This is a genomic window from Stenotrophomonas sp. PE591, assembly GCF_018320795.1.
Taxonomy (GTDB): domain Bacteria; phylum Pseudomonadota; class Gammaproteobacteria; order Xanthomonadales; family Xanthomonadaceae; genus Stenotrophomonas; species Stenotrophomonas maltophilia.
In genome coordinates this window covers 399669-421257 of sequence record NZ_JAAOKO010000002.1, presented here as the reverse complement: position 1 = coordinate 421257, position 21589 = coordinate 399669, and the positions used below count along the sequence as shown (strand labels likewise).

Annotated in this window: 18 protein-coding genes and 2 tRNA genes; all 20 read right to left on the bottom strand. The window is 65.0% G+C overall.

Translation table 11 applies throughout. The annotated features are described in order from the left end of the window. Positions 1 to 34 precede the first annotated feature (34 nt). The 20 genes from rpsO to JLDANKMP_RS07060 all read right to left on the bottom strand — a co-directional run bounded on the left by rpsO (position 35) and on the right by JLDANKMP_RS07060 (position 21557). Complete coding sequence (gene rpsO / locus JLDANKMP_RS07155; RefSeq protein WP_005410445.1) at positions 35 to 295, bottom strand: 30S ribosomal protein S15; 261 nt, start codon at positions 293 to 295, stop codon at positions 35 to 37. Between the two features lie 172 nt (positions 296 to 467). Continuing rightward, positions 468 to 1376 (bottom strand): tRNA pseudouridine(55) synthase TruB, encoded by a 909-nt coding sequence (gene truB / locus JLDANKMP_RS07150; protein ID WP_212560809.1) that lies wholly within the window; start codon positions 1374 to 1376, stop codon positions 468 to 470. A gap of 107 nt (positions 1377 to 1483) precedes the next feature. Next, on the bottom strand, positions 1484 to 1867 hold the full coding sequence (rbfA, locus tag JLDANKMP_RS07145; protein WP_005410447.1) for a 30S ribosome-binding factor RbfA: 384 nt from the start codon (positions 1865 to 1867) through the stop codon (positions 1484 to 1486). Positions 1868 to 1999: 132 nt separating this feature from the next. Further along, the gene (infB, locus tag JLDANKMP_RS07140) at positions 2000 to 4645 is read right to left on the bottom strand and encodes a translation initiation factor IF-2 (RefSeq protein ID WP_005410448.1); all 2646 of its coding nucleotides are present in this window, start codon (positions 4643 to 4645) and stop codon (positions 2000 to 2002) included. Between the two features lie 92 nt (positions 4646 to 4737). Then, on the bottom strand, positions 4738 to 6249 hold the full coding sequence (gene nusA / locus JLDANKMP_RS07135) for a transcription termination factor NusA (RefSeq protein ID WP_005410449.1): 1512 nt from the start codon (positions 6247 to 6249) through the stop codon (positions 4738 to 4740). A 4-nt stretch (positions 6250 to 6253) separates the two neighbouring features. Then, on the bottom strand, positions 6254 to 6844 hold the full coding sequence (gene rimP, locus JLDANKMP_RS07130) for a ribosome maturation factor RimP (protein ID WP_005410450.1): 591 nt from the start codon (positions 6842 to 6844) through the stop codon (positions 6254 to 6256). Positions 6845 to 7210: 366 nt separating this feature from the next. Beyond that, positions 7211 to 7287: transfer RNA gene (locus tag JLDANKMP_RS07125), tRNA-Met, on the bottom strand. Between the two features lie 82 nt (positions 7288 to 7369). After that, positions 7370 to 7446, bottom strand: a tRNA-Met gene (locus JLDANKMP_RS07120). Positions 7447 to 7575: 129 nt separating this feature from the next. Further along, positions 7576 to 9036, bottom strand: coding sequence for an NADH-quinone oxidoreductase subunit NuoN (gene nuoN / locus JLDANKMP_RS07115; RefSeq protein ID WP_212560808.1), 1461 nt, complete (start codon positions 9034 to 9036; stop codon positions 7576 to 7578). Positions 9037 to 9051: 15 nt separating this feature from the next. After that, positions 9052 to 10560 (bottom strand): NADH-quinone oxidoreductase subunit M, encoded by a 1509-nt coding sequence (locus JLDANKMP_RS07110; protein ID WP_005410452.1) that lies wholly within the window; start codon positions 10558 to 10560, stop codon positions 9052 to 9054. 23 nt (positions 10561 to 10583) lie between these two features. Beyond that, positions 10584 to 12743, bottom strand: a complete 2160-nt coding sequence (nuoL, locus tag JLDANKMP_RS07105) for an NADH-quinone oxidoreductase subunit L (RefSeq protein ID WP_212560807.1) — start codon at positions 12741 to 12743, stop codon at positions 10584 to 10586. Positions 12744 to 12750: 7 nt separating this feature from the next. Next, complete coding sequence (gene nuoK / locus JLDANKMP_RS07100) at positions 12751 to 13056, bottom strand: NADH-quinone oxidoreductase subunit NuoK (protein ID WP_005410454.1); 306 nt, start codon at positions 13054 to 13056, stop codon at positions 12751 to 12753. Beyond that, entirely contained in the window at positions 13053 to 13709 is a 657-nt protein-coding gene (locus JLDANKMP_RS07095; RefSeq protein WP_010486441.1) for an NADH-quinone oxidoreductase subunit J, read from the bottom strand. Before JLDANKMP_RS07095 ends, nuoK begins: the two co-directional genes overlap by 4 nt. Before the next feature lie 9 nt (positions 13710 to 13718). Next, entirely contained in the window at positions 13719 to 14207 is a 489-nt protein-coding gene (gene nuoI, locus JLDANKMP_RS07090; protein ID WP_005410456.1) for an NADH-quinone oxidoreductase subunit NuoI, read from the bottom strand. A gap of 4 nt (positions 14208 to 14211) precedes the next feature. Further along, positions 14212 to 15306 carry an NADH-quinone oxidoreductase subunit NuoH gene (gene nuoH / locus JLDANKMP_RS07085; RefSeq protein WP_005410457.1) on the bottom strand — a complete coding sequence of 365 codons (1095 nt, stop codon included), beginning with the start codon at positions 15304 to 15306 and terminating at the stop codon, positions 14212 to 14214. Beyond that, positions 15303 to 17537 (bottom strand): NADH-quinone oxidoreductase subunit NuoG, encoded by a 2235-nt coding sequence (gene nuoG / locus JLDANKMP_RS07080; RefSeq protein WP_062606465.1) that lies wholly within the window; start codon positions 17535 to 17537, stop codon positions 15303 to 15305. The genes nuoH and nuoG overlap by 4 nt, the downstream gene beginning before the upstream one ends. Next, positions 17534 to 18874 carry an NADH-quinone oxidoreductase subunit NuoF gene (gene nuoF, locus JLDANKMP_RS07075; RefSeq protein ID WP_010486436.1) on the bottom strand — a complete coding sequence of 447 codons (1341 nt, stop codon included), beginning with the start codon at positions 18872 to 18874 and terminating at the stop codon, positions 17534 to 17536. Before nuoF ends, nuoG begins: the two co-directional genes overlap by 4 nt. A 4-nt stretch (positions 18875 to 18878) precedes the next feature. Continuing rightward, positions 18879 to 19406: an NADH-quinone oxidoreductase subunit NuoE gene (gene nuoE / locus JLDANKMP_RS07070; RefSeq protein ID WP_005410460.1), complete on the bottom strand. Its 528-nt coding sequence runs from the start codon at positions 19404 to 19406 to the stop codon at positions 18879 to 18881. 97 nt (positions 19407 to 19503) lie between these two features. Then, positions 19504 to 20811: an NADH-quinone oxidoreductase subunit D gene (locus JLDANKMP_RS07065; protein ID WP_014037950.1), complete on the bottom strand. Its 1308-nt coding sequence runs from the start codon at positions 20809 to 20811 to the stop codon at positions 19504 to 19506. Further along, positions 20808 to 21557 carry an NADH-quinone oxidoreductase subunit C gene (locus JLDANKMP_RS07060; protein WP_005410462.1) on the bottom strand — a complete coding sequence of 250 codons (750 nt, stop codon included), beginning with the start codon at positions 21555 to 21557 and terminating at the stop codon, positions 20808 to 20810. Before JLDANKMP_RS07060 ends, JLDANKMP_RS07065 begins: the two co-directional genes overlap by 4 nt. Positions 21558 to 21589: the final 32 nt, after the last annotated feature.

Below are 21589 nucleotides of genomic sequence, written 5' to 3'. Positions count from 1 at the left end.
GCGGCGCATCGCTGCGCCGCGGGGGATTCGTTGCTTAGCGACGCAGGCCAAGCTTCTCGATCAGGGCCTTGTAGCGCTCGACGTCCTTCTTCTTCAGGTAGTCGAGCAGGCTGCGACGGCGGTTGACCATCTGCAGCAGGCCGCGGCGGCTGTGGTGGTCCTTCTTGTGGGTCTTGAAGTGGCCGGTCAGCAGTTCGATGCGGGCGGTCAGCAGCGCAACCTGGACTTCCGGGGAGCCGGTATCAGCCGAGCTGCGCTTGTTGTCTTCAATGACCTTCTGGGTGTCGATCGACATTTCTTTTTCTCTGTGATGCGTGGCCGGCAGGAACGCGCTTCGCGCACCGCCAGGCTCGCCGTGGACTACGAGGATGAAACCTGCGCCAGGCAGGCTGCCGGAAAACGGCCGCGAAATTGTAACGGTCGGGGGCTTCCGGGACAAGGACCGGGGCTGAACCGCCCGGGCCCGGTCAGAGGTTGAAACGACGCTGCGGGGCCAACAGGCCGCTCTCGTCGACCTGGCCCAGGCCCTGGACAGCGTCGTCCGGACCAAACACCGCCACCAGGCCACGCGGCCAGGACAGATCGCGCTGGCGCTGGCCGACGCAGAAGCGGTGGGCCTGGTCGGCATCCAGGTCGACCCGCGGGTACTCGGCCAGGCCGGCCGCCAGCGGCAGCAGCAGCGCGTCCATGCCCGCCTCGTCACCCGCCTCGACCATCGCCCGCAGCTGGTCCAGGGTGACCATCACCGGCTCACGGAACGGCTCGACCCAGAGCCGACGCAGTGCGCTGATGTGGGCACCACAGCCCAGCGCCTCGCCCAGGTCGCGGGCCAGGCTGCGGATGTAGGTGCCGGAGCCGCAGGTCACGCGCAGCCGCAACCGTTCCGGCTGCTGCACCAGCACCTCGATGGCATGTACCTGCACCTCGCGTTCGGGCGCTTCGATGACATCGCCGCGGCGGGCCTTCACATACAGCGGCTCACCGCCCTGCTTCAGCGCCGAATAGATCGGGGCACGCTGGCGGATGTTGCCGGTCAGCGCCGCCAGTGCGGCCTGCAGCGCTTCGGCACTGATGGCCGGCACCGGGCGCTGCAGCAGCACCTGGCCTTCGGCATCGTCGGTATCGGTGGTCTGGCCCAGAACGATCCCGGCGTCGTAGGCCTTGGCCGAGCCGAGCAGCAGGCCGGCGATCTTGGTTGCCTCGCCGAAGCACAGCGGCAGCAGGCCGGTGGCCAGCGGGTCAAGGCTGCCGGTGTGCCCCCCTTTCTCGGCGCGGAACAGGCGGCGGGCTACCTGCAGGGCGGCGTTGGAACTCATGCCGGTCGACTTGTCGAGCAGCAGGATGCCATCCAGGCGGCGGAACTGAATTCGGGTCATGGCAGAATTTTGTAGGGTCGAGCCATGCTCGACTGCCGCAGCGCGGTCTGCATCAGACATCGCGCAGCCGGAATGCAACAACGCCGGGCATGCCCGGCGCCACGCGGTTATTCTTCGTCGCTCTCGCGACGCTTCTCCGCGGCCAGCGTATCGGGCAGGTCGCGCAGGATGTTGTCGATGTGCTCACCACGGTCGACCGAGTCGTCGTAGTGGAAATGCAGCTCCGGCACGTGGCGCAGCTTCATCGCGCGCGCCAGGTCCATGCGCAGGCGGTAGCCCAGCTCCTTCAGGCCGGCCACGGCTTCGGCCGAACGTTCCGGCATCAGCGCGGTGACGAACACCTTGGCATGGGCCATGTCGCGGGTGATTTCCACGTCGGACACGCTCACCGAGGGCAACCCATGCTCGCGCACGGCGTTGTGCACCAGGGTGCCGAGTTCACGGCGCAGCTGGGCGGAGACACGGTCGGTTCGATGGAAAGTCTTGGGCACGAGGAGCTCTTGGTTCAGTTGTCGCCCGACCAAGGGTCGGGCGCTACCTTTGATTCGATTGTCGCCCGACCAACGGTCGGGCGCTACAGGTCCATGGTGGGGCCCGACCGTTGGTCGGGCCACCTTGCAGCATTACAGGGTGCGCGGCACTTCGATACGCTCGAAGCACTCGATCTGGTCACCCGGCTTGACGTCGTTGTAGGCCTTCACCGCGATACCGCACTCGGTACCGTTGCGGACTTCCTCGACGTTCTCCTTGAAGCGACGCAGCGATTCCAGCTCGCCTTCGAAGATCACCACGCTGTCGCGCAGCACGCGGATCGGCTTGTTGCGCCTGACCACGCCCTCGATGACCATCGAGCCGGCAACGGCGCCCAGCTTGGAGCTGCGGAACACGTCGCGGACCTCGGCGATACCGATGATCTCTTCGCGGATCTCCACGCCCAGCAGACCGGAGGCCACCTGCTTCACCTGATCGATCACGTCATAGATGATCGAGAAGTAGCGCAGGTCCACGCCGTTGGATTCGATGATGCGACGGGCCGAAGCATCCGCACGCACGTTGAAGCCGATGACGGTGGCCTTCGAAGCGGCCGCCGAGTTGGCGTCCGATTCGGTGATGCCGCCCACGCCGGAGTGGATCACGTTGATGCGGATGTCTTCGTTGGACAGCGCCACCAGCGCCTGGCTGAGGGCCTGCACCGAACCCTGCACGTCGGCCTTGATGACCAGGTTGAGGACCTGCTGGCCCTCGCCCTTGCCCAGGGTCGCCATGATGTCTTCCATGCGGCTGCCGGCGGTGGCGACCAGGCGCGATTCACGGCGCTTGGTCTCACGCTGCTGGGCAACGTCCTTGGCCAGGCGCTCGTCCTCGACCACCACGAAGTCGTCACCGGCTTCCGGCACGCCGGACAGACCCAGGACCTGCACCGGGATGGACGGGCCGGCGAATTCCGGCTGCTTGCCGGTTTCGTCGAACAGCGCACGCACGCGGCCGTACTGGATGCCGCACACCAGGTAGTCGCCCTTCTTCAGGCGGCCCTGCTGCACCAGCACGGTAGCGACCGGGCCGCGGCCCTTGTCCAGCGACGATTCGATCACCACGCCCGAGGCGCGGCCTTCGTCGACGGCCTTCAGTTCCAGCAGTTCGGCCTGGATCGAGATGGCGTCCAGCAGATCGTCGATGCCCAGGCCGGTCTTGGCCGAGATCTCCACCATCTGGGTGTCACCACCGAAATCTTCGGCCACGACCTGCTCGGACAGCAGTTCGTTCTTGACCCGCATCGGGTCGGCGTCGGACTTGTCGATCTTGTTGATCGCCACGATCAGCGGCACACCCGCCGAACGGGCGTGCTGGATCGCTTCCTTGGTCTGCGGCATGACGCCGTCATCGGCGGCCACGACCAGCACCACGATATCGGTCAGCTTGGCGCCGCGGGCACGCATCGAGGTGAAGGCAGCATGGCCCGGGGTATCCAGGAAGCTGATCACGCCCTTCGGCGTATCCACGTGGTAGGCACCGATGTGCTGGGTGATGCCGCCGGCTTCGCCGGTGGCGACCTTGGTGCGGCGGATGTAATCCAGCAGCGAGGTCTTGCCGTGATCGACGTGGCCCATGATGGTGACCACCGGCGGACGCTGGGTGGCTTCGCCCTGGTTTTCACCGGTCGAGGCCAGCAGTGCGTCTTCGGCGTCGTTGTCGTTGGCACGGATCGCCTTGTGGCCGAGTTCTTCGGTCACCAGCGCGGCGGTGTCGTGGTCGATGGACTGGGTGATGGTGGCCATCACGCCCATCTTGAACAGCGCCTTGACCACCTCGCCGCCCTTCAGCGCGAGCTTCTGCGCAAGGTCGGCCACGGTGATCGTGTCGCCGATCGCCACTTCACGCACCACCGGCGCGGTCGGACGCTCGAAGGCGTGCGGGCCGGCATTGTTGCCACCGCGCGACATGTCGCGACGGCCACCGGCCTGGTTACGGCCACCCGGCCGACCACGGGTGTTGCTGTTGTTGCTGTTGCCACGACGCGCACGGTCGGCAGCCGACAGGTGCATCTGGCCGGCGAAACGGTCGCCCGGGCCACGCTCGTTGCGCGGCGCGCTGCGGTTGTTGCGGTCGTCGTTGCGCGGCGGCGGCGGCGCACTGCGCGGCGCAGCCGGAGCGGCGGCCGGCGTGCGCGGCGGACGCGGCGCGGTTTCATCGATCGGAGCGCGCTTGGGCTTGGTGGCAGCCAGTGCCTCGGCAGCCTTGGCGGCGGCCGCAGCTTCCTCGGCAGCCTTCTTCTCGGCCTCTGCGCGTTCCTTGGCCGCAATCTCTTCCTCACGGGCACGGACGATGGCTTCGTCGCGCAGACGATCCTTCTCGGCCAGGGCCTGCTGTTCGGCGAGGTTGCGGGCGCGCGACTCTTCCAGCTTGCGCAGGATGTCGGCGCGCTCTTCGTCCGGCGTCATGGCGCGCGCACCATCCTTGACGTAGGTGCGCTTCTGGCGCACCTCGACATTCACGGTCGTCTTGCTGCGACCGGAATTGACCGTCACTTCCTGCTGCTTCCGGCGGTTGAGCGTGATCTTCTTTGCAGACTGATCGCTCTCTTCCGGGGCCTGCTCGGGCTTGCCGTGCGAACGACGAAGGAAGCCCAGGAGCTTCACCTTCTCGGAGCTGGTCACGACCTGGTCGGGACCGCTGAACTTCATGCCGGCACCGGCCAGCTGTTCCAGCAGTTTTTCGACCGGCGTGTTGACCAGTTCGGCAAGCTTGCGGATGGTGGTTTGCTGCGACATTCGGATCCTATGATCTTGTGGGCGCCCCCCCGCATCTGGAGGTGGCGCGGATTCTACGCCCTGAGCGGCTCAGGGCCCTGTTCATTGCCGGCTCATTCGCCGCGTTCCAGTCGGGCGATCTCTTCGGCACGGGCGGCCAGGATCAGCGCAGCGGCGCGCGCCTGATCCAGTCCTTCGATGCCGAAGTCCATGACCTCGTCGGCGGCCAGGTCGGACAGGTCCTCGCTGGTACGCACGCCGTGGCCGGCCAGCGCATATGCGGTGGCTTCGTCCATGCCCTTCAGGGACAGCAGGTCCTGCGCCGGCTGGCCGTCTTCAAGGCCTTCTTCGACTGCCAGGGCCTCATTGAGCAGCGCATCGCGGGCACGAGCGCGCAGCTCTTCGACGATGTCTTCGTCGAAACCTTCCACGGCCAGCAGTTCGCCGACCGGGACATATGCGATTTCCTCGACGGTGCCGAAGCCTTCGCTGACCAGGATGCCGGCGATTTCCTCGTCCACTTCCAGCTTGTCCATGAACAGCTGGCGGGCCGAAGCCTGCTCGGCCTCCGACTTGGCGGTGACCTGGTCCTGGGTCATCACGTTGAGCTGCCAGCCGGTCAGGCGGCTGGCCAGGCGCACGTTCTGGCCGCCCTTGCCGATCGCCTGGGCCAGGCGGTCTTCGGCAACGGCCAGGTCCATCGAGTGCTTGTCTTCATCGACGATGATCGACTGCACTTCGGCCGGCGCCATCGCGTTGATGACGAAGTTGGCCGGGTTGTCGTTCCACAGCACGATGTCCACGCGCTCGCCATTGAGCTCGTTGGACACGGCCTGCACGCGCGAACCGCGCATGCCGATGCAGGCACCGATCGGATCGGTGCGCTGGTCGTGGGCGAGCACGGCGATCTTGGCGCGGTCGCCCGGATCACGGGCGCAGGCCTTGATTTCCACCAGGCCCTGGCCGACTTCCGGCACTTCCAGTTTGAACAGCTCGATCATGAATTCCGGGGCGGCGCGGCTGATGAACAGCTGCGGGCCACGGGGTTCCGAACGGACTTCGGCCAGGTAGCCGCGCACGCGGTCGCCGGCGCGCAGCACGTCGCGCGGAATGCCCTTGTCCTTCGGAATGAAGCCTTCGGCATTGCCACCGAGGTCGACATAGATGTTGCCGCGCTCGGCGCGCTTGACCACACCGGTGATCAGTTCGCCGACGCGATCCTTCCACGCATCCACGACCTGCTGGCGCTCGGCTTCGCGCACGCGCTGGACGATGACCTGCTTGGCGGCCTGGGCGGCGATGCGGCCGAAGTCCGGGTTCTCGATCTGCTCTTCGATGTAGTCGCCGACGTCCACGCCTTCGGCTTCGTCGACGGCGTCCATCAGGCGGATCTGGCGGTCCGGCGATTCCATGACCACGTCGTCGGCCACCACTTCCCAGCGGCGGAAGGTTTCGTAGCTGCCATCCTTGTGGTCGATGACCACGCGGGTCAGCACTTCCTCGTCGGGATAGCGCTTCTTCGCTGCCGAGGCCAGGGCGGCCTCGATGGCATCGAAGATCACTTCACGCGGCACGCCCTTCTCGTTGGCGACCGCGTCGACTACCAGCAACAGTTCCTTGCTCATTGGCTCACTCCGCGCGCGGCTTCTTTGCCGCCGGCTCGTTGGAAGAAGAATTCGTGTTCGGCTTCGGACGCTTCGGCGCCGGACCGGTCGGCTTGCTCGGGGCCAGCCCCAGCGCCACCCAGTCGGGCATGATCCGTGCCTTGTCGATGTTGTCGGCCGACACCACCACTTCGGTCTTGTCGACGATGAAGGTGATGGTGCCTGCGGCCTCGTCGGTTGCCTCGATACGGCCCTGCAGGCGACGACGGTTGTCCTGCGGCAGCTTCAGCGTGACCTTGGCCGATTCCCCCTGGTGGCGAGCGAACTGCTCCAGGTTGAACAGCGGGCGATCCACGCCCGGCGAGGACACTTCCAGCGTGTAATTGCCGCTGATCGGGTCTTCGACGTCCAGCTGCGCCGACACTTCGCGGCTGACCCGCTCGCAGTCGTCGACATTGATGATGCGCTCGGGCTGTTCAGCCAGCGGCACGTCGATGTAAAGGCGCAGGGTCGCACCGCCGGGGGCCGGCAGATACTCAACGCCCAGCAGCTCCAGGCCCAGCGACACAACGGTCGGGGCGAGCAGATTCGCGATGTCGGTTGCCTTGTCGCTCACAGCCTGCCTTGATCTCTTGGTTGGGTGCCGGCCTTGGCCGGCGTGAAAACATGACGCCCCGGAAACGACAAAGGGCCCGCTGGGCCCCTTTTCCGGAAAGACTCCGGTGACTGGATTCCGGTTGCAACCTGCAGTGCCTGCCGGTTGCGGCCCTCCTTCCGGGTCCGGACTCCCGCCGGGAGGCCGCCTTCAGGGGTACTGCTAGGCCGCTGATGATAGCGGCTGCACCGCGCTGGTGCAAGGTGCGGACCTGGGGTCAGATCCCTTTCCCGCGGAAAAGGGAGCTGACCCCGATCACGCAGAAACGACGCAGCCACCCAAAGAAAAACGCCTTCGAAGCAGGACTTAGAAGGCGATCTCTTTACTTGGTAGCGGGGGCAGGATTTGAACCTGCGACCTTCGGGTTATGAGCCCGACGAGCTGCCAGACTGCTCCACCCCGCATCAGAAGCGGAATTATGAGCTTTGGCTCCAAAAAATGCAAGCTTTCTCTCATTCATCAAACCGGTTGGCGCCGATCTGAAGTTGGTAGCGGGGGCAGGATTTGAACCTGCGACCTTCGGGTTATGAGCCCGACGAGCTGCCAGACTGCTCCACCCCGCACCGGAAGTGTTTGAACTGCTGCCCCGCTCTCTTTCGAGGAGGGCTACCGCAACGATGTTCTGGCTGAACCGCTGCAGTGACAACTCAGGCTGCGCATATTACACGAATCGCGCAGCTTTGTGTCAACTTTTATGCAAGATGCGCAAATGCCTGCTGGCACCAGACCATGATCGGGTTCCAGGCCAGGCCCAGCGCCAGCAGCGCCAGCGCGTTCACGCCCAGCACCAGGCCCAGCACGCGGTCGTTGCTGCGCGGCATGGCCTCGCCCACCGGCTCATCGAAGTACATGACCTTGATGACGCGCAGGTAGTAGAAGCAGCCGACCACGGCACACAGCACGCCGAGGATGGCCAGCCACAGCAGGCCCCCGTTGACGGCCGCGCCCAGCACCGCCAGCTTGGTCCAGAAGCCCAGGAACGGCGGAATGCCGGCCAGCGACGCCATGATGCACAGCACCAGGCCGGCCATCCACGGGTTGCGGGCATTGAGGCCCTTGAAGTCCTCGATGTTCTCGGCTTCGAAACCGGCACGCGACAGCGCGATGATCGCGCCGAACGCGGCGGTGGACATGATGGCGTAGGCCAGTGCGTAGAACAGCGCGGCGGCATAGCCCTGCGCGCCACCACCGGCGATGCCCATCAGCAGGAAGCCGATGTGCGAGACGGTGGAGAACGCCAGCATGCGCTTGAGGTTGCTCTGCGCGATGGCCATCAGGTTGCCGATGACCAGCGAGACCGCGGCCAGGCCGGCGATCAGCAGCTGCAGTTCAGTCGACAGCGGACCCACGCCCATTTCCAGCAGGCGGTAGGCCATGCCGAAGGCGGCCAGCTTCGGCGCCGAGCTGATGAACAGTGCGATCGGTGCCGGGGCACCCTGGTACACGTCCGGCAGCCACATGTGGAACGGTGCGGCGCCCAGCTTGAAGGCGACGCCGGCGATCATGAACACCGCACCGGTGATCAGCAGCACGCGCTCTTCCGAGTGCGGGATGGCGTCATGGATGACGTCCAGGTGCAGGCTGCCGGTGGCGCCGTAGATCAGCGACATGCCGTACAGCAGCAGGCCCGAGGCCAGCGAACCCAGCACGATGTACTTCATCGCCGCTTCCGAGGCCAGACCGTTCTCACGGTTGCTGGCAACCAGTGCGTAGGAGCACAGCGCCAGCAGTTCCAGGCCCAGGTAGACCATCAGCAGGCTGCCGGCCGAGACCAGGATCATCATGCCGGCGGTGCCGAACAGGATCAGCACCGGGATCTCGCCCTGGAACAGGTTGCGGTCACGCAGGTAGCGCCAGCCGTAGACCAGGGTCAGGCCGCTGAGCAGCACGATCCCGGTCTTCATCACGTCCGCGGCGGTATCGCGCACGAACATGCCATGGAAGACCTCGCCCTGCCCGCCCACGCCGGTGGCCAGCATGAACAGCACCACGGCCAGCGCAGCGAGCGAGAACAGGTGGGTGACGATCTTGTTCCGGTTGCTGACGAACAGGTCGAGGATCATCAGGGCGAAGGCGCTGCCGATCAGCACCAGCTCGGGAGCGAGCGGTGGCAGGTCAGCGGCGGTCAATGGCAGCAGCGGCGAGGTGGTCATCATCAAATCCTGGAATTACAGCAGCTTGCTGGATGCGATCTGCATCGCCAGCTTCGCGATCGAGGGCTCCATCAGGTCGGTCAGCGGCTTGGGGTAGATGCCCAGGGCCAGCACGCCGATGGCGAACACGCCCAGCACCAGCCATTCACGACCGTTGATGTCCTTCAGTTCGGCAACATGGCTATTGGCCACTTCACCGAAGAAGATGCGCTTGTACAGCCACAGGGTGTAGGCGGCGCCGATGATCAGGGTGGTGGCCGCGCCCAGTGCGATCCACGGATTACGCTGGAAGGCCGACAGGATGACCATGAACTCGCCGACGAAACCGCTGGTGCCCGGCAGGCCCGCATTGGCCATGAAGAACAGCATGGCGAAGGTGGCGAACCACGGCATCACGTTGACCACGCCGCCGTAATCGGCGATGCGGCGGCTGTGCATGCGGTCGTACAGCACGCCGACACAGGAGAACATCGCACCGGACACGAAGCCGTGCGAGATCATCTGCACCATGGCGCCCTGCAGGCCCAGGCGGGCAGCATCGGCGTTGCCGGCTTCACGCACCAGCCACAGGGCGATGAAGGTGCCCAGGGTAACGAAGCCCATGTGCGCGATCGACGAATAGGCGATCAGCTTCTTCATGTCGTCCTGCACCAGGGCGACCAGGCCGACGTAGATCACCGCGATCAACGACAGCGCGATCACCAGCCAGGCCCATTCCTGCGACGCGTCCGGGACGATCGGCAGGTTGAAGCGCAGGAAGCCGTAGCCACCGATCTTCAGGGCGATGGCGGCCAGGATCACCGAACCGGCGGTCGGCGCTTCCACGTGGGCGTCCGGCAGCCAGGTGTGGACCGGGAACATCGGCACCTTGACCGCGAAGGCGATCAGGAAGGCGAAGAAGATCCAGGTCTGTTCCTTGGCCGACAGCGGCAGCGCGTACAGGTCGGCCAGCTGGAAGCTGCCGCCCTTCATGTACAGGTAGATCAGCGCCACCAGCATCAGCACCGAGCCGAGGAAGGTGTACAGGAAGAACTTCAGTGCTGCGTAGATGCGGCGCGGGCCACCCCAGACACCGATGATCAGGAACATCGGGATCAGCATGGCTTCGAAGAACACGTAGAACAGCATCGCGTCCGTCGCGGCGAAGATGCCGACGGTGACGCCTTCCAGGATCAGGAAGGCCGCCACGTACTGGTTGACGCGCTTGTCGATGGCGCTCCAGGCGCCGATCAGGGCAAGCACGCTGACCAGGGTGGTCAGCAGGATCAGCGCCACGGCAATGCCGTCCACGCCCAGGTTGTAGCCGATCTTGTACGCCGGGATCCAGGCATGGGTCTCGACGAACTGCAGGCCGTCGATGCCCGCGTTGTAGCCGCTCAGCAGCGAGAGGCTTGCAACGAAGGTGAGTACCGCGACGCCCAGCGACGCCCAGCGGGCAGTCTGTGCATCACGGATCGCAAGGATCAGGGCGCCACCGATGATCGGCAGCCAGATGAGGACACTGAGTAGAGGCCAGTTCGACACGTCTTCTTATTCCGTACAGGTCATCAACGCAGGTAATGCATCAGCACGCCCAGCAGGGCAATCAGGCCGATGATCATCGCGAAGGCGTAGTGATAGAGGAAACCGGATTGGGTACGACGCAGCACGCCGGCTGCAACGTCCACAACACGTGCCGAGAGATTGACCACGCCGTCGACGATGTTGCTGTCGATCCAGCGCGAGACCTTGCCCAGCTTGACGCTGCCACCGGCAAAGCCATCGATCCACAGCTTGTCGAAGCCGTACTTGTTTTCCAGCACCGAAACGATCGGGGCGAAGGTCTTGCGTGCCTTGCCCGAGAGGTCCGGCTTCCACAGGTAGAACAGCGCGGCCAGCAGGAAGCCCGCCAGGGTCAGCCAGAACGGCGGCAGCATCATGCCGTGCAGCGCGAACGCGACCGGGCCATGGAACTCTTCACCCAGGAACGCGACGGTGTTCTTGGCCGGATCGTAGAAGTCGACGATGCCGGTGAAGAACGTCTGTGCCTGGCCCTTGATCGCCTCGTGCGCATGGTTGCCGGCCCAGTCGGTGCCGTGCAGCATCGGACCGATGCTGAAGAAACCGATGGCGATCGACGGGATGGCCAGCAGGATCAGCGGCAGGGTCACCACCCACGGGGTTTCATGCGGTTCATGCGGACCGTGGCCATGGCCGTGGTCGTCATGGGCATCGCCATGGCGGGCATCGGCGGCGTGGTGATCGTCATGGCCGTGGCCATGATCGTCGTGCGCGTCGCGGAAACGCTCCTTGCCGTGGAAGGTCATGAACAGCAGGCGGAAGCTGTAGAAGCTGGTCACCAGCACGCCACCCAGCACCGCCCAGTAGCCATAGGTGGCCACCCAGCTGTTCTGCATGTGGGCGTGGATCTCGGCCGCCTCGATGATGGTGTCCTTCGAGTAGAAGCCGGAGAAGAACGGCGTACCAACCAGGGCCAGCGTACCGATCCACATGGTGATGAAGGTGATCGGCATGTACTTGCGCAGGCCGCCCATCTTGCGCATGTCCTGCTCGTGGTGCATCGCGATGATGACCGAGCCGGCGCCCAGGAACAGCAGGGCCTTGAAGAAGGCGTGGGTCATCAGGTGGAACACGGCGGCCGAGTAGGCCGACACGCCCAGGGCGACGGTCATGTAGCCCAGCTGCGACAGCGTGGAGTACGCGACGACGCGCTTGATGTCGTTCTGCACGATGCCGATCAGGCCGGTGAAGAACGCGGTGGTGGCACCGATGAACAGCACGAAGTTCAGCGCCGTCTGCGACAGCTCGAACAGCGGCGACATGCGGGTGACCATGAAGATACCGGCGGTCACCATCGTCGCGGCGTGGATCAGTGCCGAGATCGGGGTCGGGCCTTCCATCGAGTCCGGCAGCCACACGTGCAGCGGGACCTGGGCCGACTTGCCCATGGCGCCGATGAACAGGCAGATGCAGATGACGGTGGCGATCGACCAGATCACCGGCTCGTTCAGCAGCTGCATGCCCAGGATCGTGCCGTCCCAGATCTGCAGCTGGGCGCGCGGGTCAGCCAGCATGCCGGCCTGCGAGAACACCTGCGAGTAGTCCAGGGTGCCGAACACCCACAGCACGCCAGCGATACCCAGCAGGAAGCCGAAGTCACCGACACGGTTGACCAGGAACGCCTTCATGTTGGCGAAGATCGCGGTCGGGCGCTTGAACCAGAAGCCGATCAGCAGGTACGACACCAGGCCCACCGCTTCCCAGCCGAAGAACAGCTGCAGGAAGTTGTTGCTCATCACCAGGGTGAGCATCGAGAAGGTGAACAGCGAGATGTAGCTGAAGAACCGCTGGTAGCCCGGGTCGTCCTGCATGTAGCCGATCGTGTAGATGTGGACCAGCAGCGACACGAAGGTCACCACCACCATCATCATCGCGGTCAGCTTGTCGACCATGAAGCCGACGTGCGCCGAATACTGGCCGACTTCGAAGAACGTGTAGATGTTCTGGTTGAACGGCTGCGCGCCGCCCCACATCAGCTGGTAGAACGTGTACATCGACAGGCCGCAGGCTACCGCGACGCCGAGGATGGTGATGGTCTGCGCGCCGAAGCGCTTGACCTGGCGACCGAACAGGCCGGCGATGATGCTGCCGAACAGCGGTGCAAGCACCACTGCGATCAACAGACTCTTGGAGAGAGTGATTTCCATCTGTGGATCAGCCCTTCAACGAATCGACTTCGCCGACATTGATCGTGCGGCGGGTACGGAACAGGGTCACCAGGATCGCCAGGCCGATGGCGGCTTCCGCGGCGGCGACGGTCAGGATGAAGAACACGAACAGCTGGCCGGACGGATCGCCCAGCTGACGCGAGAAGCCGACGAAGTTGATGTTCACCGACAGCAGCATCAGCTCGATCGACATCAGCAGGACGATGACGTTCTTCCGGTTGAGGAAGATGCCGGCCAGGCTGATGGCGAACAGCACCGCGCCAAGCGCAAGCATGTGGCCAAGGGTAATCACGGCTGGGTCTCCTCGCCGGTGGCCGGCTTGCTGTTGCTGTGCACGACCGGTGCTTCGGCGCCCATCTTGACCATGCGCAGGCGCTGGCCGGCCTTGACCATGGTCTGCTCACCCGGGTTCTGGCTCTTCACGCCGGTACGGCGACGCAGGGTCAGCATCACGGCGGCGACCACGGCCACGGTCAGGATGACGGCGGCGAACTCGAACGGCAGCAGGTATTCGGTGAACAGCGTGCGCGCCAGCCAGGTGACGTTGGAGCTGTCGGCAGCGACCGCAGCGGCGTTGTCGGCCGGGAACGGAGTGACCGCCCTGCCCTTCACGCCGATCAGGATCAGCATCTGCACCAGCATCGCCACTGCCACGATCAGGCCGACCGGCAGGTAGCGCACCCAGCCCTCACGCATCTTGGTGGGATCGATGTCCAGCATCATCACCACGAACAGGAACAGCACCATCACCGCGCCGACGTAGACCAGCACCAGCGCCACGCCGAGGAACTCGGCGCCCACCAGCAGCCACACGCAGGCAATGGAGAAGAAGGTCAGCACCAGGCACAGCACTGCATGCACCGGGTTGCGCACGCTGATCACCGCACCGGCCGAAACCGTTGCCGCGATGGCGAACACCCAGAAAGCGATATTTACCCAATCCATCTCTCGACCTCAGCGGTAAGCGGCATCGGCGGCACGACGCTCGGCGATCTCGTTTTCGAGACGATCGCCAAGGGCCAGCAGCTGCGGCTTGGTAACGATGTTTTCGCCACGGTTCTCGAAGTGGTACTCGAGGATGTGGGTTTCGACGATCGAGTCCACCGGGCAGCTTTCTTCGCAGAAGCCGCAGAAGATGCACTTGAACAGGTCGATGTCGTAGCGGGTGGTGCGGCGGGTGCCGTCCTCGCGCTTGGCCGAGTCGATGGTGATGGCCAGGGCCGGGCACACCGCTTCGCACAGCTTGCAGGCAATGCAGCGCTCTTCGCCGTTGGGGTAACGGCGCAGCGCGTGCAGGCCACGGAAGCGCGGCGACTGCGGGAACTTCTCCATCGGGTACATCATCGTGTACTTCGGCTTGAAGCTGTACTTCAGCGTCAGCCAGAGGCCCGCCAACAGTTCGAGCAGCAGCAGGCTCTTGAAGTAATGGGTAATCCTGTTCATCACTTTAGACGCCCTTTTGAATCACGCCGAAGAACACCATGACGGCGGTAACCGCGATCCACAGAATGGCCAGCGGGATGAAGACCTTCCAGCCCAGGCGCATGATCTGGTCGTAGCGGAAGCGCGGGAAGCTGGCACGGAACCAGATGTAGGCACTGGCGAAGAAGAACACCTTGACGAACAGCCACGGTGCACCACCCTTCCAGATCCAGTCGACCAGCGGCGAGACATCGCCGAAGTTGACCCAGCCCTGGACCGGGCTCAGCCAGCCGCCGAGGAAGAAGATCGAGATCAGGAAGCTGATCAGGATCATGTTCGCGTATTCGGCCAGGAAGAACAGCGCGAAGGCACCGCCGGAGTATTCGACCATGTGGCCGGCGACGATTTCCGATTCGCCTTCCACCACGTCGAACGGCGCGCGGTTGGTTTCAGCCACGCCCGACACCCAGTAGATGACGAACAGCGGGAACAGCGGCAGCAGGAACCAGTCGAAGAAGCCGGAGCTGCCGGCCTGCGCCATCACGATATTGCTCAGGTTCAGGCTGCCAGCGGCGATCATCACGCCGACCAGGGCGAAGCCCATGGCGATTTCGTAGCTGATCATCTGCGCCGAGGCGCGCATGGCACCCAGGAACGCGTACTTCGAGTTGGACGCCCAACCGGCCAGGATGATGCCGTAGATACCCAGCGAGGTCATCGCCAGCAGGTACAGCAGGCCGGCGTTGGCATTGGACAGCACGATCTGCGAATCGAAGGGGACCACCGACCAGGCCGCGAAGGCCGGGGCCAGGGTGATCAGCGGTGCCAGCAGGTAGATCGCCTTGTTGGCGCTGCTCGGCTGGACCACTTCCTTGAACAGCAGCTTGAAGACGTCGGCGAAGGCCTGGAAGATGCCCATGCCCACGTACATCGGGCCGTGGCGGACGTGCATCCAGCCGATCAGCTTGCGTTCCCAGACCACGTAGAAGGCCACCGAGATGATCACCGGAACGGTGATCACCAGGATCTTCAGGATGATCCAGATCAGCGCGCCGATGTCACCGAGGCCAAGCAGCCACTGGTGCAGCGGGTCGACCGCGTTCAACAGCAATTCGTTCATGCAGCCACCACCGTTACGCGAGCGGCACCCAGCGGCGCGGTCGCGCCGTGGCCCGATTCAATCCAGACCGAACCCGCAGCGACGCGGGCGTCGACCACCACCGGCAGGGTGGCCTTGCCGGCATCGGTGCCGACCTTGGCCATCTGCCCTTCCTGCAGCTGCAGGCGAGCGGCATCTTCAGCGTTCAGCACGATGCGCGGGGCGTTGTTGAGCGGATGCGACTGCAGCGCCGGGGCGCGACGGACCACCGCATCGGTGCGGTAGATCGCGGCGGTCGAAGCCACTTCCAGGCCTTCGCCGGCAATCACCGGCTGCGCCGAAGCGGCAACGGTGACCGACACCGGGGCCAGGCTGGCACGCAGGCCGGCCAGGTCGGTGAAGTCGAAACCGGCCAGCGCCATGTCGCCGCCCAGTGCGCGCAGCACGCGCCAGCCTTCACGGGCCTCGCCCGGCAGCTTGCCGCCGGCACGGGCCGACTGCTCGCGACCATCGAGATTGGTCAGGGTGGCGTCGATTTCCGGCAGCGCACCGATCGGCAGGATCACGTCGGCGACGTCGCGGGTCGAGGCACAGGCGAACTGGCTGAAGGCCACCACCTGGGCACCGGCCAGCGCCTTGCGCGCGGCAGGTGCATCGGCGAAATCCAGGCCCGGCTCCAGGCCGTACACCACGTAGGCCTGGCGCGGCTGCGCCAGCATCGCGGCGACGTCCTTGCCGGCCGGCAGCACGCCGGCGCGGGTCAGGCCCACGGCGTTGGCGCCCTGCGGGATGCGGCACAGCTTGGCACCGGTGGCGGCGGCGAAGTCACGCGCGGCGGCGCGGATGGCGGCAGCCTGCGGGTGGTTTTCGGCGATGCCACCAACGATCAGCACGGTGTTGTTGCCGCCCTGCACGGCCGAACGCAGCTCGGCGTTGGCCAGCGCGTCGACGAACTTCGACGGCGCGACGATCTGCTTGCCGGCAATGCTGAAGGCGAAGTCGAAGTCCACCGGATTGACGACGTGGATCTTCGCGCCCTTGGTGGTCTGCGCCTTGCGCAGGCGGGCGTGCAGCAGCGGCAGTTCGTGGCGGATGTTGCTGCCCAGAACGACGATGCGGTCGGCGCCTTCGATTTCGGCCAGCGGCAGGCCGAACACTTCGGCGGTTGCAGCGTCGGAGAAATCACGGTTGTTGATGCGGTGGTCGATGTTGCTCGAGCCCAGGCCCTTGGCCAGGCGGGCCAGCAGCGCGCCTTCCTCGTTCGAGGTGGACGGATGCACCAGCACGCCCAGGTTGTCGCCCTGGTTGGCCTTGAGGATCTCGGCGGCCGCGGCCAGGCCTTCGGCCCAGCTCACTTCCTTCCACTCGCCATTGACCTTGCGCAGCGGCTTGACCGCACGGTCTTCGCTGTACAGGCCCTGGTGCGAGTAGCGGTCACGGTCGGACAGCCAGCACTCGTTCACCGCTTCGTTGTCGCGCGGCACGGTGCGCAGCACTTCGCCGCGACGCACGTGCAGGAACAGGTTCGAACCCATCGCGTCGTGGTAGCCCAGCGACTCGCGCGCGGTCAGTTCCCACGGGCGGGCGCGGAACTGGAACACCTTGTTGGTCAGTGCGCCGACCGGGCAGACGTCGACGACATTGCCGGACAGTTCGGTGGTCAGCGGCTTGCCGTCGAAGGTACCGATCTGCAGGTTCTCACCGCGGTACATGCCACCCAGTTCGTAGGTACCGGCGACGTCGGCGGTGAAGCGGACGCAGCGGGTGCACTGGATGCAGCGGGTCATCTCGGTGGCGACCAGCGGGCCCATGTCCTCGTCCGGCACCACGCGCTTGCGCTCGTTGAAGCGGCTGACCGAACGGCCATAGCCCAGCGACACGTCCTGCAGCTCGCACTCGCCGCCCTGATCGCAGATCGGGCAGTCGAGGGGGTGGTTGATGAGCAGGAACTCCATCACCGAGCGCTGGAACTTCAGTGCCTTCTCGCTGCGGGTGGCGACCTTCATGCCATCCATCACCGGAGTGGCGCAGGCCGGCGCCGGCTTCGGCGACTTTTCCACGTCCACCAGGCACATGCGGCAGTTGGCGGCGATCGGCAGCTTCTCGTGGTAGCAGAAGCGCGGAATCGAAATGCCGGCCTTGTCGGCCGCCTGGATGATCATCGAACCCTTGGGCACGACCAGCGACTTGCCATCGATTTCGATGGTCACGTGATCCGGTGGCACGTTCGGGTTTACGGGTTGCGCGCTCATGCGGCGGCTGCCTCCACCTTCTTGCCGTCAACCATCGAATGACCGTTGACGATGTAGTACTCGAATTCGTCCCAGAACTGGCGCAGGAAGCCCTGGATGGGCCATGCAGCCGCTTCACCGAACGCACAGATGGTGTGGCCTTCGATCTGGCCGGCCACCGCCTTCAGCTGGTGCAGGTCTTCCATCGTGGCCTTGCCGGCGACGATGCGCTCCAGCACGCGGTGCATCCAGCCGGTGCCCTCACGGCACGGGGTGCACTGGCCACAGGATTCCTTGTGGAAGAACTGGCTGATACGGCAGGCGAACTTGACGCAGCAGACGCTGTCGTCCAGCACCACGATCGCGCCCGAACCCAGGCCGGAGCCCAGTGCACGGATGGTGTCGTAGTCCATCGGCAGGTCCTTCAGCTCGGCCGCGGTCAGCACCGGCATCGACACGCCGCCCGGGATCGCGCCCTTCAGCGTGCGGCCCGGACGCAGGCCACCGGCCATTTCCAGCAGGTCGTGGAATTTGGTGCCGAGCGGCACTTCGAAGTTGCCGCCATTCTGCACGCAGCCGGACACCGAGAAGCACTTCGGACCGCCGTTGGCGGTCAGGCTCAGGCCCTTGAACCACTCCGGACCGTTGCGGATGATCGCCGGCACCGAACCATAGGTTTCGGTGTTGTTGATCGTCGACGGCTTGCCATACAGGCCGAAATTGGCCGGGAACGGCGGCTTGTAGCGCGGCTGGCCCTTCTTGCCCTCCAGCGATTCCATCAGCGCGGTTTCTTCGCCGCAGATGTACGCGCCGGCGCCCAGCGCGCCGTAGATGTCGATGTCCACGCCGCTGCCGAGGATGTTCTTGCCCAGCCAGCCGTTCGCATAGGCGTCGGCCAGGGCCTGCTCGAAGTGCTCGAACGGCTCGTGGTGGAACTCACCGCGCAGGTAGTTGTAACCCACGGTCGAACCGGTGGCGTAGCAGGCGATCGCCATGCCTTCCACCACCGAATGCGGGTTGTAGCGCAGGATGTCGCGGTCCTTGCAGGTGCCCGGCTCGGATTCGTCCGAGTTGCAGAGGATGTACTTCTGCATGTTGCCCTTCGGCATGAAGGACCACTTCAGGCCGGTCGGGAAGCCTGCGCCACCGCGGCCGCGCAGGCCCGAGGCCTTGACCATCTCGATGACCTGCTCCGGCGGGATCTTCTCTTCGAGGATCTTGCGCAGGGCGGCGTAGCCACCGGTCTTCAGGTAGCTTTCGTACGACCACGGGGTGTCGTAATGCAGGGTGGTATAGACCACCTGGTGCGGCAGCGGCGCGGGGCCGACCGGACCCTTGGATTCGTGGTGATGTGCCATGCCCTTACTCCAGCCCGTCCAGCAGCTCGTCGACCTTTTCCAGGGTCAGACGCTCATGGTAGTGACCGTTGATGACCATCATCGGCGCGCCGCCGCAGCCAGCCAGGCACTCTTCCTCGCGCTTGAGGTAGACGCGGCCGTCCGGGGTCGATTCACCGTGCTTGATGCCCAGCTTCTTCTCGCAGTGGCGGACGATGTCCTCGGCGCCATTGAGCCAGCAGCTGATGTTGGTGCAGATGGCCACGTTGTTGCGGCCCACCTTCTCGGTCTCGAACATCGAGTAGAAGCTGGCGACCTCGTAGGCCCACACCGGCGGCAGGTCCAGGTACTTGGCCACACCGGCGATCAGTTCGTCGGTCAGCCAGCCCTGGTTCTGCTCCTGGGCCGCATGCAGGCCCTGCAGCACGGCAGAGCGCTTGCGGTCCGGCGGGAACTTGGACAGCCAGTGATCGATGTGAGCGCGGGTCTTGTCGCTCAGCACCACCATCGGGTCGACGTCGCGCGCCGCCTCGAAATTACCTGTCGCCTTCATCGGCCGACCTCAGCGAAATGCATAACGTGAAATTCCAGAAACTGCGGCGCCGGCTTGCGCCGGCTGCCTGCAGCGGGCGTTGGCGTGGCGGACGGCATTACCGGTCAACCTCGCCGAACACCAGGTCGTAGGTACCGATCATCGCCACCACGTCGGCCAGCATGTGGCCGCGCACGATCGAATCGATCGAGGACAGGTGGGCGAAGCCCGGCGCACGCAGGTGCACGCGGAACGGCTTGTTGGCGCCATCGGAGACCAGGTAGCAGCCGAATTCGCCCTTCGGGGCTTCCACCGCCGAGTAGGTCTCGCCGGCCGGCACGCAGTAGCCTTCGCTGAACAGCTTGAAGTGGTGGATCAGCGCTTCCATGTCGTCCTTCATGTCCTCGCGCTTGGGCGGAGCGACCTTGAAGTTCTTCACCATCACCGGGCCCGGGTTGGCCTTCAGCCACGCCACGCACTGCTTGATGATGCGGTTGGACTCGCGCATTTCGGCAACGCGGACCAGGTAGCGGTCGTAGCAGTCGCCTTCCTTGCCCAGCGGGATGTCGAAATCGACGGCATCGTACTTGGCGTACGGGCGCTTCTTGCGCAGGTCCCAGGCGACGCCCGAGCCACGCAGCATCACGCCGGTCATGCCCCACTGGTGCGCCAGTTCCGGCGTCACCACGCCGATGCCGACGGTACGCTGCTTCCAGATACGGTTGTCGGTCAGCAGGGTTTCGTATTCGTCGATGCGCTTGGGGAACTCGACGGTGAAGTTCTCCAGGAAGTCCAGCAGCGAGCCCTCGCGCGAAGCATTGAGCTGCTTCAGCGCCTTGCCCTTGTGCCAGCGCGACTCCTTGTACTTCGGCATGTGGTCCGGCAGGTCGCGGTAGACACCGCCCGGACGGTAGTACGCCGCGTGCATGCGTGCGCCGGAGACTGCTTCATAGCAGTCCATCAGCTCTTCGCGCTCGCGGAAGGCGTACAGCATCACCGCCATCGCACCCAGGTCGAGCGCGTTGGAGCCCAGCCACATCAGGTGGTTGAGGATGCGGGTGATCTCGTCGTACATGGTGCGGATGTACTGCGCACGCTCCGGCGCCTCGATGCCCATCAGGGTCTCGATCGCGCGCACGTAGGCGTGCTCGTTGCACATCATCGACACGTAATCCAGTCGATCCATGTAACCGATCGACTGGTTGAACGGCTTGGACTCGGCCAGCTTTTCGGTACCACGGTGCAGCAGACCCACGTGCGGGTCGGCGCGCATGATGGTTTCACCGTCCATTTCCAGGATCAGGCGCAGCACACCGTGAGCGGCCGGATGCTGCGGGCCGAAGTTCATGGTGTAGTTGCGGATTTCCTGCCGGCTTTCGGCGGCGTTGCTGGCGAATGCTTCGCCGGCCTGGTGTACGTGGCTCACTTCACTGCCTCCTGCGCGCGCTCACCTTCTGCGGTCTGCAGACGGGCGTCGTCGCGGATCACGCGCGGCACGCCGACACGCGGCTCCACCGAGGTGACCGGTTCGTAGATCACGCGCTTCTTTTCTTCGTCGTAGCGGACTTCGACATTGCCGATCAGCGGGAAGTCCTTGCGGAACGGATGGCCGACGAAACCGTAGTCGGTCAGGATCCGGCGCAGGTCCGGGTGGCCTTCGAAGATCACGCCGTACAGGTCGAACGCTTCGCGCTCGAACCAGTTCAGGCCCGGCCAGATGCCGGTCAGCGAGGACACCACCGGCAGTGCTTCGTCAGGCGCGAAGCAGCGCAGGTGCATCATCAGGTTGTGCTGGTACGAGCGCAGCTGGGCGACCACGGCGAAACGCTGGGTCGGCATGTGCTGCGGGCGGGCACCGTCGGCACCGTTTTCCTCGGTGGGGAACTCACCCCACGCGAAACGGCCCTGGGCCTTGCCTTCGACGCCACGGCTGAAGCCCTGCGAGGACACGTCGGCGGTGTCCCATTCGTCGGAGCCATAACCCAGGTAATCGACGCCGCAGAGATCCACGGCCTGCTCGAAACCAAACTCGTCACGCAGCGCCAGGGCGGTGGCGTGCCACTCGGCGGCAGGCACTTCCAGCGTCACTTCGCCGCGGGGTTCGACCACGATGACCTTCGCACCAGCGAAACGTGCGGAGAGTCGGTCGATGAAGGATGCTTGCTCTGCCATGGGGGCTTGGCGCGCTCTTGTCAGGTGAAGGG

Excerpts from the sequence above, each read along its gene's own strand:
- rpsO (WP_005410445.1), bottom strand. The coding sequence starts at position 295 with ATGTCGATCGACACCCAGAAGGTCATTGAAGACAACAAGCGCAGCTCG.
- truB (WP_212560809.1), bottom strand. The coding sequence starts at position 1,376 with ATGACCCGAATTCAGTTCCGCCGCCTGGATGGCATCCTGCTGCTCGAC.
- infB (WP_005410448.1), bottom strand. The coding sequence starts at position 4,645 with ATGTCGCAGCAAACCACCATCCGCAAGCTTGCCGAACTGGTCAACACG.
- nusA (WP_005410449.1), bottom strand. The coding sequence starts at position 6,249 with ATGAGCAAGGAACTGTTGCTGGTAGTCGACGCGGTCGCCAACGAGAAG.
- nuoN (WP_212560808.1), bottom strand. The coding sequence starts at position 9,036 with ATGACCACCTCGCCGCTGCTGCCATTGACCGCCGCTGACCTGCCACCG.
- nuoL (WP_212560807.1), bottom strand. The coding sequence starts at position 12,743 with ATGGAAATCACTCTCTCCAAGAGTCTGTTGATCGCAGTGGTGCTTGCA.
- JLDANKMP_RS07095 (WP_010486441.1), bottom strand. The coding sequence starts at position 13,709 with ATGGATTGGGTAAATATCGCTTTCTGGGTGTTCGCCATCGCGGCAACG.
- nuoI (WP_005410456.1), bottom strand. The coding sequence starts at position 14,207 with ATGAACAGGATTACCCATTACTTCAAGAGCCTGCTGCTGCTCGAACTG.
- nuoH (WP_005410457.1), bottom strand. The coding sequence starts at position 15,306 with ATGAACGAATTGCTGTTGAACGCGGTCGACCCGCTGCACCAGTGGCTG.
- nuoG (WP_062606465.1), bottom strand. The coding sequence starts at position 17,537 with ATGAGCGCGCAACCCGTAAACCCGAACGTGCCACCGGATCACGTGACC.
- nuoF (WP_010486436.1), bottom strand. The coding sequence starts at position 18,874 with ATGGCACATCACCACGAATCCAAGGGTCCGGTCGGCCCCGCGCCGCTG.
- nuoE (WP_005410460.1), bottom strand. The coding sequence starts at position 19,406 with ATGAAGGCGACAGGTAATTTCGAGGCGGCGCGCGACGTCGACCCGATG.
- JLDANKMP_RS07060 (WP_005410462.1), bottom strand. The coding sequence starts at position 21,557 with ATGGCAGAGCAAGCATCCTTCATCGACCGACTCTCCGCACGTTTCGCT.